The sequence below is a fragment of the Carboxydothermus islandicus genome, assembly GCF_001950325.1.
In the GTDB taxonomy this organism is placed as follows: Bacteria; Bacillota; Z-2901; order Carboxydothermales; family Carboxydothermaceae; genus Carboxydothermus; species Carboxydothermus islandicus.
In genome coordinates this window covers 1-14,272 of the sequence record NZ_BDJL01000054.1, presented here as the reverse complement: position 1 = coordinate 14,272, position 14,272 = coordinate 1, and the positions used below count along the sequence as shown (strand labels likewise).

Genomic DNA, 14,272 nt, shown 5'->3' with positions numbered 1-14,272 from the left:
GGGAGCGTCCGGTCATCTCCGCCCAAACTATCGTCCAGGCCCGGGGTACCACCCGCCAGTAGTCGTATCCCCCGCCCCCGCCGGCCAGCCAGCGTCCCCCGCAAACTTCATGGGCTAAGTCATGTAAGAGCTTTGCCGATTCCTGAAAAGCCAGAGTAGTATTAGCTAAATGGGTTAAAGGGTCAAAGCGGTGGGAATCACACCCGTGCTGGGTAACCAGGATGTCCGGGTCAAACTTCCTGATAAGCTCCGGAACAATTTCCTCCAAAGCCCAGAGCCACGAATCATCTTCGGTATAGGGCTCTAAAGGAATATTAATTTTCGTACCGTATGCTGCCCCCTCCCCCAGTTCCGTAATCGAACCGGTACCGGGGAAGAGATATCTTCCCGTTTCATGGATGGATATGGTTAAAACCCCAGGGTCACTGTAAAAAAGCCACTGGACCCCATCTCCATGGTGGGCATCCAGGTCTACATACGCCACTTTGAATCCTTTTTCCCTGAACTTGGCTATGGCTACCGCTAGGTCATTATAAATACAAAAGCCCGAAGCAGTATCCCGAAGGGCATGGTGTAGCCCCCCCGCAATATTAAAAACGTGGTCTGCCTCTCCTTCGTAAATCATTTCCGCTCCTTTGGCTGAACCTCCCACCACCAGCGCCGCTGCTTCGTGCATCCCGAAAAAAACCGGATTGTCTTCCGAACCCAGGCCAAAGCGGCTGCCGTTTACGTTTTCCGGATTTTTACTTAATTTCATTACCGCTTCCACATAAGCCGGATCGTGTACTAAATACAGTTCTTTTAACGTAGCCGGACGGGGTGGGATGATTTCATCGTCCTTTAGAACTTCAGCTATTTTCATCAATTCCACCGTTAAAGCATACCGCTGGGGATTCAAGGGGTGGTCTTCCGCTAAACGGTAACTTAAATAATCGTCGCTGTATATTAAATACGCCTTCCCGCTCATTTACTTATACCTCGCCAAAGGGGTTAATCACTTTAAATCCTTTAGCTCGAATGCGATCAATGATCGGTTTGGTGTTCATCGTTTCAACCCGCATCACAAGGTTTTTAAGACCATTTTCGGTTTTGGGGGCTAAAAACACGCTCACCACATTAATATTTAATTCCTTCATAATCTGGGAAACCTCCGCCAACATTCCCGGCCGGTCCGGAACCTGGACTTCAATTCGCGAGCTCCTCTTGTAAACCCCCATTAACTCGGCAAAAGCCATGACAATATCGCCCTGGGTTATTATTCCTACTAACTCATCATCTAAAAGTACCGGAAGGCATCCTACGCGATTTTCCAGCATCAGCTTGGCTGCGTCCTCAACCGGATCCAAGGGATGAGCGGTTATCACCCTTTTTTGCATTATATCCCCTACTTTAATTTGCCAGCAAGCCCCATTACTTTCCCCGGTAAAGGGCGAAGGGCAGGCGTATCTTAAGTCCCGGTCGGAAACTATCCCTACTAACCTTCCATCATCCACCACCGGCAGATGCCGGATGCGTTTCTCATGGCCTTTAGCCATGGCCTCCCGAATGGTATCGGTACTTTTTACTGTAATCAGCTCCCGGGTCATAATGTCTTTAACTAACATTCCCGCCACCCCTTAATGTTATAAATTTTCTGTAAATTTTTCTAAAAATTTTTAGGGAAAGCAACCCCTTTCCCTAAAACATCTTTTTACCCTCATACCTCAACATCTCGAACCGCTCTATTTGCTCCGGTGTCAGCTCCTTGCCAAACCGCACCATCAGCATGTTAGCAGGATGGGAAGTAATTTCCGGGTCATCGGTATAAACCCTCTCCATCCCTGCGGCACTGGAGAATAAGTTTTCCAGCATTTTCTGGTAAGTCCAAACATCCATCCCTTTATTTTTTAAATCCCAGTGCCAGTAATATTCGGTAGACATCACGATATATTTTTCCAAAACCGGATCGGAAAAGGCTTCGGTTAAAAGCTTACGTGCCAGTCCCGTTCCCCTTAGTTCCGGTGTTATCTCTATGGCTCCCATTTCCAGTAAGAAGGGCAGACGGGCTTTACCCCACCGGGTAAATTCATCGGGGGGATGAAAGGTAACGTACCCGACAATTTTATTACCAAGCCTGGCAATCACCACCCATCCCTGGGGCTGGTTGGCAATATCGATTAATGCTTCTTTTTGCCGCCGGTAGGGACGGAAATTGGATAAGCCCGGGTCTATGTCAAGATTGACTAACGTATCACCCCGTTCGTGTTTTTCAATAATTACCGTACCTAAGGGGGTATTAAATTCCGTCATGAAGATCCCACGCTCCCAACTTTTGTTTAAACTTATTATATCAAAGAGCAAGGTTATTATCTACAAAATATATAACTTTTTAACTACCTTTGAATCTATTCCATATTTTGGTGAAAATCCCCGTGCTTTTTTGAGTTAAATCGATATAAGGATCATAAGGCGAAGGAGCGGTCATGATTCCCACATCCACCGGGAAAAATGACTTTTTTAAATATAAAGTTTCAATGCGGTGGCTGCCCCTGCGGGATACTTCCAGAGGCACCACCCCGTAGGCATAGGTAATTTCCCGGAAAAGTTCTTCCGGCGAGTGAATATAAATTCCATTTACCGTTAAGATCACATCTCCCGTTCTGAGTCCCGCTGCATCGGCTATCGACCCGGATCTGACCCCTAAAACCATAACCCCTATCCCGTTTTCGGGATTTACAAAAATAGGTTTACCTTCTTCAAGTTTTCTTCCCAGGTAAATTACCGCTTCATGCCCTAACGGCATAAAAACTGCCGCAAGCCAGGTTAAAAAGCTAAATTTCATAGCCAGCACCGCTAAAATAATTAAACTTACACTGTATATCCCAAGATACAGGGAAGATAGTCTACTTTTTTCTTCGGGGTAGCGGGTAAGCACCATATCTCCGTAGCCCAATCCCGCCACCACGGGAATCAAGGAATACATGAGATTCGGTGCAGCTTCGCTGCTTTTTATCAGCGGCCACCAGTCCGGCATTTGAATTCCTCCCGATATCCCCGGGATCTGGTTTACCACCACTAACGCCGCCAGGGGTATTGGCCAAAACCGCTGCAAAACAAAGCCCCCGACAATTTGTCCTGTCTTTGTTTTAAAATACTCCGGCTTTGCCCCCAAATGCCCTCCTATTAAAATTAAGACGCTTTCCACCAAATGCAGTACTCCCACTAAAGCTGCAATTTGCGCTACATTCACCTTGGGAAAACCAAAAATTAAGTAAGCCAAGGAAACAACTCCACCGGCATAGGAAAAACACAAAAAGCGGGGATTTACCAGCATAAACAAAATAGCCAGAGGCCAGAGATAGCTAAGCCCTGCCTCATTTAAAGCAATCCCGAGAAACACCAAAACCAAACTTCCAGCCATTCCGCCAATTATACCATGGGCCGTTGCTTTGGCAGTGTCGTATATTACTCCCCAGGATAAGATAAACTTTCCCGAGATGCGGGAATACTGCAAAGCAATAATTAAGACCACCAGCCAGAATACCGGATTTTCCATTAAAGCTAAAAACACGGTATAAAGGGTATTACCAGCTAATTGCAACCAAATCATGAAAGCCCCTCGCTTAATTTAATCTTTTCTGTCAGTATTTCTTTGGCTTTTAAGAGCTGCCGGTCTTCCTTGCTTCCCGCCGGCTGTTTTACCACTATATCCGGCATGATGCCTTTTTTGTTGATATCATGCCGTTTGGGGGTTAAGTAACGGGCTACGGTTAGCTTTAAACCGGCATTTCCCGGTAACCTGAAGATTGACTGCACCACACCCTTCCCGAAAGTTTTTTCCCCAACCAAAACCGCTACTCCCCAATCTTTCAGAGCACCGGCCACAATTTCCGAAGCACTGGCGCTGCCCCCGTTTACTAAAACCACCACCGGGATTCCTAACTCCGGCACCTTCGCTTTTTCCTCTTCGTCCGGCTGATTCCGGTAATCAACATAAACTATAGTTTTTCCCCGGGGAACAAAAATATCAGCAATTTCAACCGCCGCCGAAAGCTCACCGCCGGGATTATCCCGTAAATCAAAAATTAAGCCTTTCATCCCTTTTTTCTTTAAATCTCCGATTGCTTTTCGCACCGCCTGGGGTGAGTTTTCGGTAAACTGGGATAAGACTATGTAGCCAATTTTATCATCAATCATTTTGCTTTCAACCGTGGGTATCGTGATATTTTCTCGAACCAAGGTAAACACCCGGGTCTCTTTTTCACCGGGTCGCAATATTCCTACTTCCACCCGGGTTCCCACCGGGCCTCGCATCAAACTAACCGCCGTGTCCAGGTCCATCCCTTTGGTATCCCTGCCGGAAATTTTTACAATGATATCCCCCGCCTTGATACCGGCTCTGGCGGCAGGTGTATCGGGAATGGGCTTTACCACCACAATATGATTTTCTTCCATCGTCACAATCAACCCTACACCGCCAAAAGTTCCGGTAATTTGCTCGTTTAAGTGTTTAAATTGTTCGGGGTCAAGATAAGTAGAATACGGGTCGTCCAGGCCTTCCACCATACCTTTTATTGCTCCGTTTATCAGTTTTTCGGTAGAAACCGGCTGATAATACTGGCTCTTAATTAAAGCAATTACCGTAAGTAAGGTCTCTATCTTATCCCCGCTCTTTTTCCAGAATAAACCGGCTAACGAAAATATTCCCCAGAGTAAGACGACAACCACTACTAAAGCAATAATTTTTTTCCTGGACAACTACATGCACCTCGCAACCACCGCTATAGTTTGTAAATGCATTAATAATATTATACTATCACTTTTCTCCAAAGTATGCTATATACAAAGAAAAGACACGGGTTAATCCGTGCCTTTTACAGGTACTGCATTGGATTTACATATTCGCCGTTCAAAAGAACTCCGAAGTGAAGGTGCGGGCCGGAAGATAAACCGGTACTGCCCACATCACCTATATGTTCGCCTTTTTCCACCCGCTGGCCAACGGAAACCCTGATCGCGGAAAGATGGGCATACAGCGTGGAAACACCGCCACCATGGTCAATAATTATAACCTTTCCGTAACCCTTCATGGTCCCGGCATAAATCACTTCCCCCGCCTGGGCCGCTAAAACATCGGTACCCGTAGGTGCGGGAATGTCAATCCCCTGGTGCATCCGGTTAACTTTTAAGATGGGGTGAAGCCGCATCCCAAAGCCCGAGGAAATATTGTAATACCCATCCACCGGCCACTTAAAGATACCGCTACCCATGGAAGGCCGGGACTTCTGCCGCTGCCGGACGATTTCCTGGATTAACTTTTGTTCTTCTTCTTCCAGCCTTTCCACTTCCTGCTGATAACGGGCTAGGTCATTTTTAGCAAGCTCGATTAACTGCGCCTTTTCCTCCTGGGCAGCTAATAAACTTTTCTGGGCTTCTTCTTCCTTTTGTTTTAACAGGGAAAGCTCATTTTTTTGCTGTAATAGCTGTTCTCTTAACTCTTCTAATAGCTTCTTTTGATTGGCAATATCGTTTAAGAGTTGGATATCCTGCTCAATTATCCGGCTCATAAATTCCAGGCGGTTTAAAAAGTCAAAAAAATTTTCCGCTTGAAACAGGATTTCCAGGTAGGTAATCGTTCCGTTCTGGTAAAAATCTTTTAACCGTTTTTCAAATAGTTCGTTATTGGTTTTTAACAATTCTTCGGTTTTCGCCAGTTCTTCCTCGGTGGCCGTAATCTTTCGTTTTATATCATTTAAATCCCGGGAAACAGCCAAAAGCTGCTGTTCGTGCTTTTCCACTTCTGCATCCAACCGTGCAATTTCATCGGCATAATTTTTAATATCAAGTTTTCGTTCTTCAATTTTCTTTTTTGTCTCGGCAATTTTTTGCCGGGTCTTTTTTAACTTGGTAGTTAGGCTTTCAGCGTAAGTCAGGGAAGTTGTAGATAATAATAGAAGGGTTAAAAATATTGCCAATACTTTTTTCATCCGATCCCTCCTAAAATTTGAGGTATTTATTGAGGGAAAGAATGCTTCCTAAAACGCCAAGGATGCCGCCAGTACCCACAAGAGCTGCAAAGGTTAAGGTTAACCACTGCTGGTCCCGAAACAGTACCAAAAAAGGTAACGCCTTACTTACTTTTAATAACAACGAATAATAACCTACAGCCACCAAAACCGCAGCCAATAAACTTCCGGTAAGTCCTAAAAAAGTACCTTCAATGATAAACGGCATCCGCACAAACCAGTTGGTAGCCCCCAGGATACGGGCAATTTCTATTTCCTTGCGCCGGGAAAAAATAGCCAGGCGAATGGTGGTCATGATTAACAAAACTGCCCCAAACCCGAAAAGGGAAATAATTCCCACCCCAAAAATTTTTAACATCGTGGTTACCTGTAAAAGCTTTTCCACAACCCCCTGACCGTATTTTACTGTCTCAAACTCGGGAAAGGTGGCAAGTTTTTTCCCCACCATCGGCACATCCTCGGGCCGTTTGGTTTTAATTAAATACGCATCCGGCAGGGGATTTCGCTCCTCAATCCCTGCCAAAATATCGGCCCTATCGCCCAATTTTTCTTTTATTTTTCTTAACCCCTCTTCTTTGGGAATAAACTTTACCGAGGCAACTCCCTCAAGGGCTTTTATCTTATCTTCTAAAGCCCTGGTATCTATCGAAACATCACCTGTTTTTAAATAAGCGTAAATTTCCAACTGATTCTGGAGAGTATCGGCCAGGTAGCTGGCGTTAATGATTAACAAAACCGCTACCCCTAAAATAAAAATGGTAATAAACACTACCACCACCGAAGCAAGGCTTAAAAAACTGTTGCGAAAAATCGATTTAAAAGCTTCTTTAAAGTAGTACGACACTGTATTTAAACTCATCCAGCATAAGCCCCGCTTTCTTCGTCCCGTACTATTTTTCCATCTTTTAAGGCAATAACCCGTTGCCTCAAGGCGTCAACGATTAAAGCATCATGGGTTGCCACAATTACCGTAGTTCCGGAATAATTTATCTCTTTTAAAAGGTTGATAATGGCTAAGGAATTTTCCGGATCTAAATTGCCCGTGGGCTCATCGGCTAAAAGCAGGATAGGGTTATTTACAATGGCCCGGGCAATCGCCACCCGCTGGGCTTCCCCTCCGGAAAGCTCCGCCGGAAAGCGGTCCGCTTTTTTGGCCATCCCCACTCGTTCCAGGGCATACAGCGAACGCTCTTTAATTTGCTTTCCCGAAAGTCCGCAAATTTCTAAGGCAAACGCTACGTTCTCAAAAGCGGTTTTATTGGGAAGTAAGCGAAAATCCTGGAAAACCATACCAATTCTCCGCCGGTATAAGGGTATTTCCCGGCCCCTTAAACGCACGATGTTTTTCCCGTTGACTAAAATTTGTCCGTGGGTTGGAAGCTCTTCCCGGGTGATAAGTTTTAACAAGGTGGATTTACCGGCACCACTGTTTCCTACTAAAAAAACAAATTCACCTTTGTTTACTTTAAAACTAACATCGCTTAACGCCTTAATGCTTCCGGGATAGATTTTTGTTACATTAAAAAGCTGCAGCATCTTATCCCCCGCTTTCATCCTTTTTTTATTCGACAAAGTTATGACTTTTTCCTTGTTTTTACGCAAAAAAATTAAAGGACGGTTCGTGAGCGTAAAATGGATGTTCTCAGAACCGTCCCTGGAGTTATCTTTTTAAGGTTAATGCTTTTTGCACCGCCGCTACAATATCCCTGGCGGTTAAGCCGTATTTTTCCAGAAGCGCTGACGGAGTTCCCGACTCTCCAAACACATCCTTAACTCCTACTTTTACCACCGGTACCGGATACTCTTCGCTTAAAACCTCCGCCACCGCACTGCCAAGTCCGCCAATAACCGAATGTTCCTCCGCCGTTACCACCGCTCCCGTTAACCGGGCGCTTTCCACCAAAAGCTCCCGGTCTATGGGCTTAAGGCTGGCCATGTCCAAAACCCTTGCTGCGATGCCCTCTGCCTCTAACATCTTAGCTGCCTCTAACGCTTTGGCCGTCATAATCCCGAGGGCAACTATAGTTACGTCTTTACCTTCTTTAAGCACCGTCCCCCGGCCCGGCTCAAACCGGATATCTGGCGAAAACACCTCCGGCACCCCGGAGCGGCCAAGGCGGATGTAAACCGGTCCTTCTATTTCCGCCGCTTTTCTTACAATAGCCCGGGTCTGGGCGGCATCGGCGGGCACGAATACCTGCATATTGGGTAAAACCCGCATCAAAGCCAGATCTTCTATTGCCTGGTGGGAAGCCCCGTCTTCTCCCACCGTTAAACCCGCGTGGGTAGCGGCAATTTTTACATTGAGCTTCGGGTAACAGATACTGTTTCGAATTATCTCAAACGCTCTGCCCGCCGCAAACACCGCAAAGGTACTGGCAAAGGGTATTTTCCCCACCGCAGCCAAACCGGCAGCAACCCCCATTAAATTTTGCTCCGCAATGCCGATATTAAAAAATCTCTCGGGAAAAGCTTTGGCAAAATCGGAAGTTTTAGTGGATTTGGATAGGTCCGCATCTAAAACAACGATTTTCGGGTTTTCCTGTCCCAATTCAACCAGGGCCTTTCCGTATGCTTCCCTTGTGGCTATTCCTCCCACAGCTTTTCCCTCCTCGCTTGAAGTTCAGAAAGAGCCTCTGCTACCTGCTCCGGTTTGGGGGCAGATCCGTGCCACTCAACCCGGTTTTCCATAAAGGAAACTCCTTTACCTTTAATGGTCTTGGCGATAATGATGGTTGGCCCTTCTAAATGCTGGCGGGCAGCATCGATGGCATTGATTATTTCCGGAATGTTATGGCCGTCAATGGTAATAACCTTAAAGCCAAAGCTTCGCCATTTATCCGCCACCGGCTCGGGGTTCATCACTTCCTGCACCGGCCCGTCTATCTGCAGACCGTTGTAATCTAAAATTGCCGTAAGATTATTTAATTTATAATGGGCCGCCGCCATGGCCGCCTCCCAGACTATCCCTTCCTGAATTTCCCCATCACCCAGCAACACGTAAACCCGGGCCGGGCTGCGGTCGAGCTTTAACCCTAAAGCCATCCCCACCGCAGTAGAAAACCCCTGGCCAAGAGAACCGGTGGACATTTCCACCCCGGGAACTTTTTTCATATCCGGATGCCCCTGCAGGGGGGAATTAATTTTACGAAATTGGGACAGCCATTCTTTAGGGAAAAAGCCCCGTTCCGCCAGAGCAGCGTATAAAACCGGGGAAGCATGTCCCTTGCTCAAAACAAAGCGGTCCCGGTCCTGCCATTTAGGATTGGCCGGATCGATGCGCATTTCTTTAAAAAACAGCACCGCTAAAATATCCGCCGCCGAAAGGGAACCTCCGGGATGGCCCGAATTGGCCTCTCCCACCATCTTTATTACGTGCTGGCGGAGTTGATTGGCTATTAACTTTAAATTTAAAATTTCTTCCTGCACTAATTTCCCTCCTTAATCATTGGTTTGAAGCCTTCTCCCAGAACCTCGTGAACGTTAGTGACTATCACAAAAGCTTTGGGGTCAATCTGGTAAACTATTTCCTTTAAACGGGAAACTTCCGAACGGTTAACCACTGCCAGCAAAACATTTTTTTCCTTGCGGGAATAAATTCCCTCGCCTTTTAAGCAGGTACCGCCCCGGTCAAGCTCGGTAATAATTTTTTCGGAAATTAAATCGTTTTTGTCGCTAATGATAAAAAACGCCCGGGCATAGCCCATTCCTTCCTGGACCAGGTCAATTAACAAGCTTGTCACCACAATGGTAATTAAAGCATATAAAGCCTGTTCCGGATTAAAAACAATCCCCGAAACAAAAACCACCAGGCCGTCAATAAACAACAGGGCCATGCCGACGTTAGTTTTGGTAAACCGGCGTAAAATCGCCGCCGCTAAATCGGTACCGCCGGTACTTCCTTTAAATTTAAAGACAATGCCCAGCCCTATTCCCGATAAAACACCACCGTAAAGGGAAGCCAAAAAAGGATCTTTGGTTAAAGCTTTTAAATACGGAGCCAAAAAGTCCACCAGCAGGGACAGCACCAGCATACCGTAAAGGGAGCGAACCCCAAATTTTAACCCTAACTCTTTAAAACCCATTAAAAAAAGGGGAACGTTTAAAGCAATCATCACCGCCCCTACCGGCAGCCCAAAAAGGTAGTGTATAATGGTAGCAATTCCGCTTACGCCTCCGGCAGCAATTTTATTGGGAATTAAAAACCAGTCCAAGGCTAAAGCAATCAGTGCTGAGCCCACAAAAATCCAGAAATAATCGATTACAGCCCTAACTGTTCCGCTAATCTTCATTGGTTTCCTCCCTGTGTTACCAGCATTTTAAGATAAGCTTCGATAAAAATGTCAATTTCGCCATCCATAACCCCCTGGACATCTCCTACTTCAACGCCGGTGCGGTGGTCTTTAACCAGGCTATAGGGATGAAAAACGTAAGTTCTTATCTGGCTGCCCCAGGCAATTTCCTTCTGCTCCCCCCGGAGTTTGGCCAGTTCTTCTTCCTTTTTCTTCATTTCCAGATCCAAAAGCTTGGCCTTTAATAGTTTTTCCGCCAGCGCCCGGTTCATTAACTGGGAGCGCTCGTTCTGGCAAACCACCGTTATGCCCGTAGGCAGGTGGGTAATCCGCACCGCCGATTCGGTTTTGTTGACATGCTGTCCCCCGGCTCCTCCCGAGCGGAAGGTTTCTATTTTTAACTCTTCTTCCTTCAATTCAATTTCCGGAATATCTTCCGCTACCTCCGGCAGGACATCCACCGAAGCAAAGGAAGTATGTCGCCGGCCGGAAAAATCAAAGGGAGAAATCCGAATTAAGCGGTGCACTCCCCGCTCGGCTTTCAAATAACCGTAGGCGCCAAAGCCTTCCACGCTAAAAGTAACGCTTTTTAAACCCGCCTCTTCCCCTAAAAGCCGGTCGATTAGTTCCACTTTATACCCTTTATCTTCGGCCCAGCGGGTATACATCCGGTAAAGCATCTCCACCCAGTCCTGGGCCTCCGTACCTCCCGCGCCCGCATGGAGGGAAACTATTGCCGAATTTTTATCATAAGGGCCGGACAGCAAAAGCTCCACTTCCATCCGGTGAAGTTTTTCCATTAACTTTTTCGCTTTGTCCTGAGCCTCAACGGCTAACTCCTCATTTTCTTCCTCTTCCAAAAGTTGCAATAAAACGGTAAGCTCTTCCTGCGCTTTTAAAAGTTCTTCATACTTTTCAATGTCATCTTTGAGGCGGTTTAATTCTTTTAGAGTTTTCTGGGCTTCTGTATAATTATCCCAGAAGTCAGGCTCGTAAGTTTTGGCCGTAAGTTTTTCCACCAGTTCCTTTTTCCCGGGAATGTCAAAGAGAAACCCTCATTTCCTCAATCTTGGGGGAAATCTCCGCCAGACTTCTTTTCAGCTCAATTAACACAGCTAACCACTTCCTTTACCCGTTTCTACCACAGCACTTCTTGTATTTCTTCCCGCTACCGCAGGGACAGGGATCATTGCGGCCAATTTTTTGCTCCCGGCGGTAGGGTTTTTTCGGCCCTTCTTCCTGATAGCGGTTTTCCACCACCCGCCGGACACGCCGGGTTTCCGGCTGTCGGGCCACGGAAAGCCGCATTAAATAACGCACCACATCTTCCTGAATGGCAGCAATCATGTTGTTGAACATCTCAACACTTTCTATTTTGTACTCCACCAGCGGGTCCTTTTGCCCGTAAGCTCTAAGCCCGATACCTTCCCGCAACTGGTCCATGGCATCCAGGTGGTCCATCCACTTCTCATCCACTACCCGCAGGATAACGTACCGTTCAAGCTCCCTAAGCTGGTCACCGCCAAGCTCTTCTTCCCGCTTTTTGTAGTATTCTTTGGCTTTTTCCACCAAAAACTCCACCAAGGCTTTCTTGCCGGTATCGGCCAATTCTTCGGGAGTTAACCGGTGGTTGGGCAAAAAGACATTATGAGCGTACTCCAATAATCCCTTTAAATCCCATTCTTCCGGGTGGACCCCATCGGGACAGTAAGTATCCACCGCCCGCTCCACCACCGCTTCTATCATCTGGTGGACAAAGGTCAGGACATCTTCCCCAAAAAGAACCCGCCGGCGCTGGCTGTAAATAAGCTCCCGCTGCTGGTTCATAACGTTATCGTATTCTAACACGTGCTTTCTAATTTCAAAGTTCCGGTTTTCCACCCGTTTTTGCGCCGTTTCAATGGACCTGGTAATAAGCGGATGTTCAATCGGGGTATCTTCATCCAAACCCAGGCGGTCCATAAGCCCGGCAATGTTATCGGAGCCAAAAAGGCGCATCAGGTCATCTTCAAGAGAGATGAAAAATTGCGATGAACCCGGGTCACCCTGCCGCCCGGCCCGTCCCCGGAGCTGGTTATCAATCCGGCGGGACTCGTGCCGTTCGGTACCGATGATGTGAAGACCACCAAGAGCCACCACTTTTTTGTGCTCTTCATCGGTTATTTTTTTGTATTTGGCCAAAAGTTCACGGTACAGTTCCGGGTCCTCTTCCGGAGTTTTTCCCAATTTTCTTAACTCCTGAAGTACCAAAAATTCCGGGTTACCTCCCAGTAAAATATCGGTACCCCGACCGGCCATGTTGGTAGCAATGGTCACGGCTCCGAGCCTTCCCGCCTGGGCTACAATTTCCGCTTCTTTTTCGTGGTATTTAGCGTTTAAGACTTGATGGGGAATTCCCCGTTTTTTCAGCATTTCGCTTAACATTTCGGATTTTTCAATGGAAATGGTACCAATTAAGATCGGCTGGCCGGTCTGGTGTCGCCGCGCCACTTCCTCCACAATTGCCTTAAACTTGGCCTTTTCGGTTTTATAAATCACATCCGGCAAATCCTGCCGTATCATCGGCTTATGGGTTGGAATTACCACTACCGAAAGGTTATAAATCTTGCGAAATTCGTTTTCTTCCGTTTCCGCCGTACCGGTCATCCCGGCTAATTTTTCGTACATCCTAAAATAATTCTGGAAAGTAATGGTTGCCAAAGTCTGGGTCTCCTGCTCAATCTTAACCCCTTCCTTGGCTTCTATTGCCTGGTGCAATCCATCGGAATACCGGCGGCCGAACATAAGACGTCCGGTAAATTCGTCCACGATAATTACCTGACCGTCTTTGACCACATAATCCCGGTCCCGCTTCATTAAAGCTTGCGCTTTTAAAGCCGCATTTAAATGGTGGGTTAACTCCATGTGTTCATCGGCATACAGGTTTTGAATACCAAGCATTTTTTCAACTTTATGAATCCCCGCTTCGGTAGGCATAACCGCATGCGCTTTCTCGTCCACGGTATAATCTTCCCCGGGCACTAATTGCTTTACAATTTTGGCAAAGGTATAGTACAGGTCGGTGGACTTTTCCGCTTCCCCGGAAATAATCAGCGGGGTTCTGGCCTCATCGATTAAAATGCTGTCCACTTCGTCAATAATGGCGTAATAAAGCTCCCGCTGCACCACCTGGTCCGGATGGATAGCCATGTTATCCCTGAGGTAATCAAATCCAAACTCGTTGTTGGTACCGTAAGTAATATCCGCCAGATAAGCTGCTTTTCTTTCGGCATAATCCAAACCATGGACTATTAAGCCCACCGAAAGACCTAAAAACTTATAAATTTTTCCCATCCATTCCGCATCACGCCGGGCCAGGTAATCGTTTACCGTTACGATATGCACCCCGCGGCCGGTCAGGGCATTGAGATATGCCGGCAGGGTAGCGACCAAAGTTTTACCTTCCCCGGTTTTCATCTCGGCAATCTTACCTTCGTGAAGTACAATGCCTCCCATCAATTGCACATCAAAATGGCGCATCCCCAGAACCCGGCGGGAAGCTTCCCTGACCACCGCAAAAGCTTCCGGTAAAAGTTCGTCCAAACTTTCCCCGCGGGCTAAACGTTCTTTAAACTCCCCGGTTTTAGCCCTTAATTCTTCGTCGGAAAGCTTTTGCATTTGGGGCTCTAAACTATTTATCTCTTCCACCCGGGCCTGAAGCCTTTTTATTTCCCGGGCATTGTCGTCCAGTAAATTCTTTAAAAACTTCAGCATAATTTCACCTCTTTGCACAAATAAAGGAACCGTTACGGTTCCCTGATAACTCTTCTTTTCATTTTACCACTTTCAACTATCTACCGCAAATCTTTTCTTTACCATGCTTTTTGCTTTGTAAGCTTTTTTTGCTTTTAAGTCATTAACCAGGCACTCTCAATAGAGTAATTTTACCGTTTTATATTGAATAATCTTTTAATGAGTATAATTTTCTCCCTAAAT

The 14,272-nt window shown here is 46.5% G+C and carries 13 protein-coding genes; all 13 read right to left on the bottom strand.

Annotation, left to right across the window (positions count from 1 at the left end; genetic code table 11):
* The coding region (locus ciss_RS08140; RefSeq protein WP_075865774.1) for an acetoin utilization protein AcuC at positions 1-967 on the bottom strand (967 nt) is incomplete at its 3' end.
* A 4-nt stretch (positions 968-971) separates the two neighbouring features.
* On the bottom strand, positions 972-1,604 hold the full coding sequence (locus ciss_RS08135; protein WP_075865773.1) for an acetoin utilization AcuB family protein: 633 nt from the start codon (positions 1,602-1,604) through the stop codon (positions 972-974).
* 73 nt (positions 1,605-1,677) lie between these two features.
* Entirely contained in the window at positions 1,678-2,289 is a 612-nt protein-coding gene (locus tag ciss_RS08130) for a GNAT family N-acetyltransferase (RefSeq protein ID WP_075865772.1), read from the bottom strand.
* A 79-nt stretch (positions 2,290-2,368) separates the two neighbouring features.
* The gene (locus tag ciss_RS08125) at positions 2,369-3,589 is read right to left on the bottom strand and encodes a PDZ domain-containing protein (protein ID WP_075865771.1); all 1,221 of its coding nucleotides are present in this window, start codon (positions 3,587-3,589) and stop codon (positions 2,369-2,371) included.
* A complete protein-coding gene (locus tag ciss_RS08120) occupies positions 3,586-4,737 on the bottom strand; it encodes a S41 family peptidase (RefSeq protein ID WP_075865770.1) in 1,152 nt (383 codons plus the stop codon). Before ciss_RS08120 ends, ciss_RS08125 begins: the two co-directional genes overlap by 4 nt.
* Positions 4,738-4,853: 116 nt before the next feature.
* On the bottom strand, positions 4,854-5,966 hold the full coding sequence (locus tag ciss_RS08115) for a murein hydrolase activator EnvC family protein (RefSeq protein WP_075865769.1): 1,113 nt from the start codon (positions 5,964-5,966) through the stop codon (positions 4,854-4,856).
* A 10-nt stretch (positions 5,967-5,976) separates the two neighbouring features.
* Positions 5,977-6,864, bottom strand: coding sequence for a permease-like cell division protein FtsX (gene ftsX / locus ciss_RS08110; protein WP_075865768.1), 888 nt, complete (start codon positions 6,862-6,864; stop codon positions 5,977-5,979).
* Complete coding sequence (gene ftsE, locus ciss_RS08105) at positions 6,861-7,541, bottom strand: cell division ATP-binding protein FtsE (RefSeq protein ID WP_075865767.1); 681 nt, start codon at positions 7,539-7,541, stop codon at positions 6,861-6,863. Before ftsE ends, ftsX begins: the two co-directional genes overlap by 4 nt.
* 124 nt (positions 7,542-7,665) lie before the next feature.
* The gene (locus tag ciss_RS08100) at positions 7,666-8,604 is read right to left on the bottom strand and encodes a transketolase family protein (protein WP_075865766.1); all 939 of its coding nucleotides are present in this window, start codon (positions 8,602-8,604) and stop codon (positions 7,666-7,668) included.
* On the bottom strand, positions 8,592-9,434 hold the full coding sequence (locus ciss_RS08095) for a transketolase (protein ID WP_075865765.1): 843 nt from the start codon (positions 9,432-9,434) through the stop codon (positions 8,592-8,594). The genes ciss_RS08100 and ciss_RS08095 overlap by 13 nt, the downstream gene beginning before the upstream one ends.
* Positions 9,434-10,297 carry a YitT family protein gene (locus ciss_RS08090; RefSeq protein WP_075865764.1) on the bottom strand — a complete coding sequence of 288 codons (864 nt, stop codon included), beginning with the start codon at positions 10,295-10,297 and terminating at the stop codon, positions 9,434-9,436. The genes ciss_RS08095 and ciss_RS08090 overlap by 1 nt, the downstream gene beginning before the upstream one ends.
* Positions 10,294-11,410, bottom strand: a protein-coding gene (gene prfB / locus ciss_RS08085) for a peptide chain release factor 2 (protein ID WP_235837277.1) whose coding sequence is annotated in 2 segments (ribosomal slippage) — positions 10,294-11,340 and positions 11,342-11,410 — 1,116 coding nt in all. Because the reading frame shifts where the segments join, the coding sequence is not laid out codon by codon here. The genes ciss_RS08090 and prfB overlap by 4 nt, the downstream gene beginning before the upstream one ends.
* 15 nt (positions 11,411-11,425) lie before the next feature.
* Entirely contained in the window at positions 11,426-14,050 is a 2,625-nt protein-coding gene (gene secA, locus ciss_RS08080) for a preprotein translocase subunit SecA (protein ID WP_075865763.1), read from the bottom strand.
* Positions 14,051-14,272: the final 222 nt, after the last annotated feature.

What these genes read in the sequence shown, in the direction of transcription:
- ciss_RS08135 (WP_075865773.1), bottom strand. Translation starts at nt 1,604, where the DNA reads ATGTTAGTTAAAGACATTATGACCCGGGAGCTGATTACAGTAAAAAGT.
- ciss_RS08130 (WP_075865772.1), bottom strand. Translation starts at nt 2,289, where the DNA reads ATGACGGAATTTAATACCCCCTTAGGTACGGTAATTATTGAAAAACAC.
- ciss_RS08125 (WP_075865771.1), bottom strand. Translation starts at nt 3,589, where the DNA reads ATGATTTGGTTGCAATTAGCTGGTAATACCCTTTATACCGTGTTTTTA.
- ciss_RS08115 (WP_075865769.1), bottom strand. Translation starts at nt 5,966, where the DNA reads ATGAAAAAAGTATTGGCAATATTTTTAACCCTTCTATTATTATCTACA.
- ftsX (WP_075865768.1), bottom strand. Translation starts at nt 6,864, where the DNA reads ATGAGTTTAAATACAGTGTCGTACTACTTTAAAGAAGCTTTTAAATCG.
- ftsE (WP_075865767.1), bottom strand. Translation starts at nt 7,541, where the DNA reads ATGCTGCAGCTTTTTAATGTAACAAAAATCTATCCCGGAAGCATTAAG.
- ciss_RS08090 (WP_075865764.1), bottom strand. Translation starts at nt 10,297, where the DNA reads ATGAAGATTAGCGGAACAGTTAGGGCTGTAATCGATTATTTCTGGATT.
- secA (WP_075865763.1), bottom strand. Translation starts at nt 14,050, where the DNA reads ATGCTGAAGTTTTTAAAGAATTTACTGGACGACAATGCCCGGGAAATA.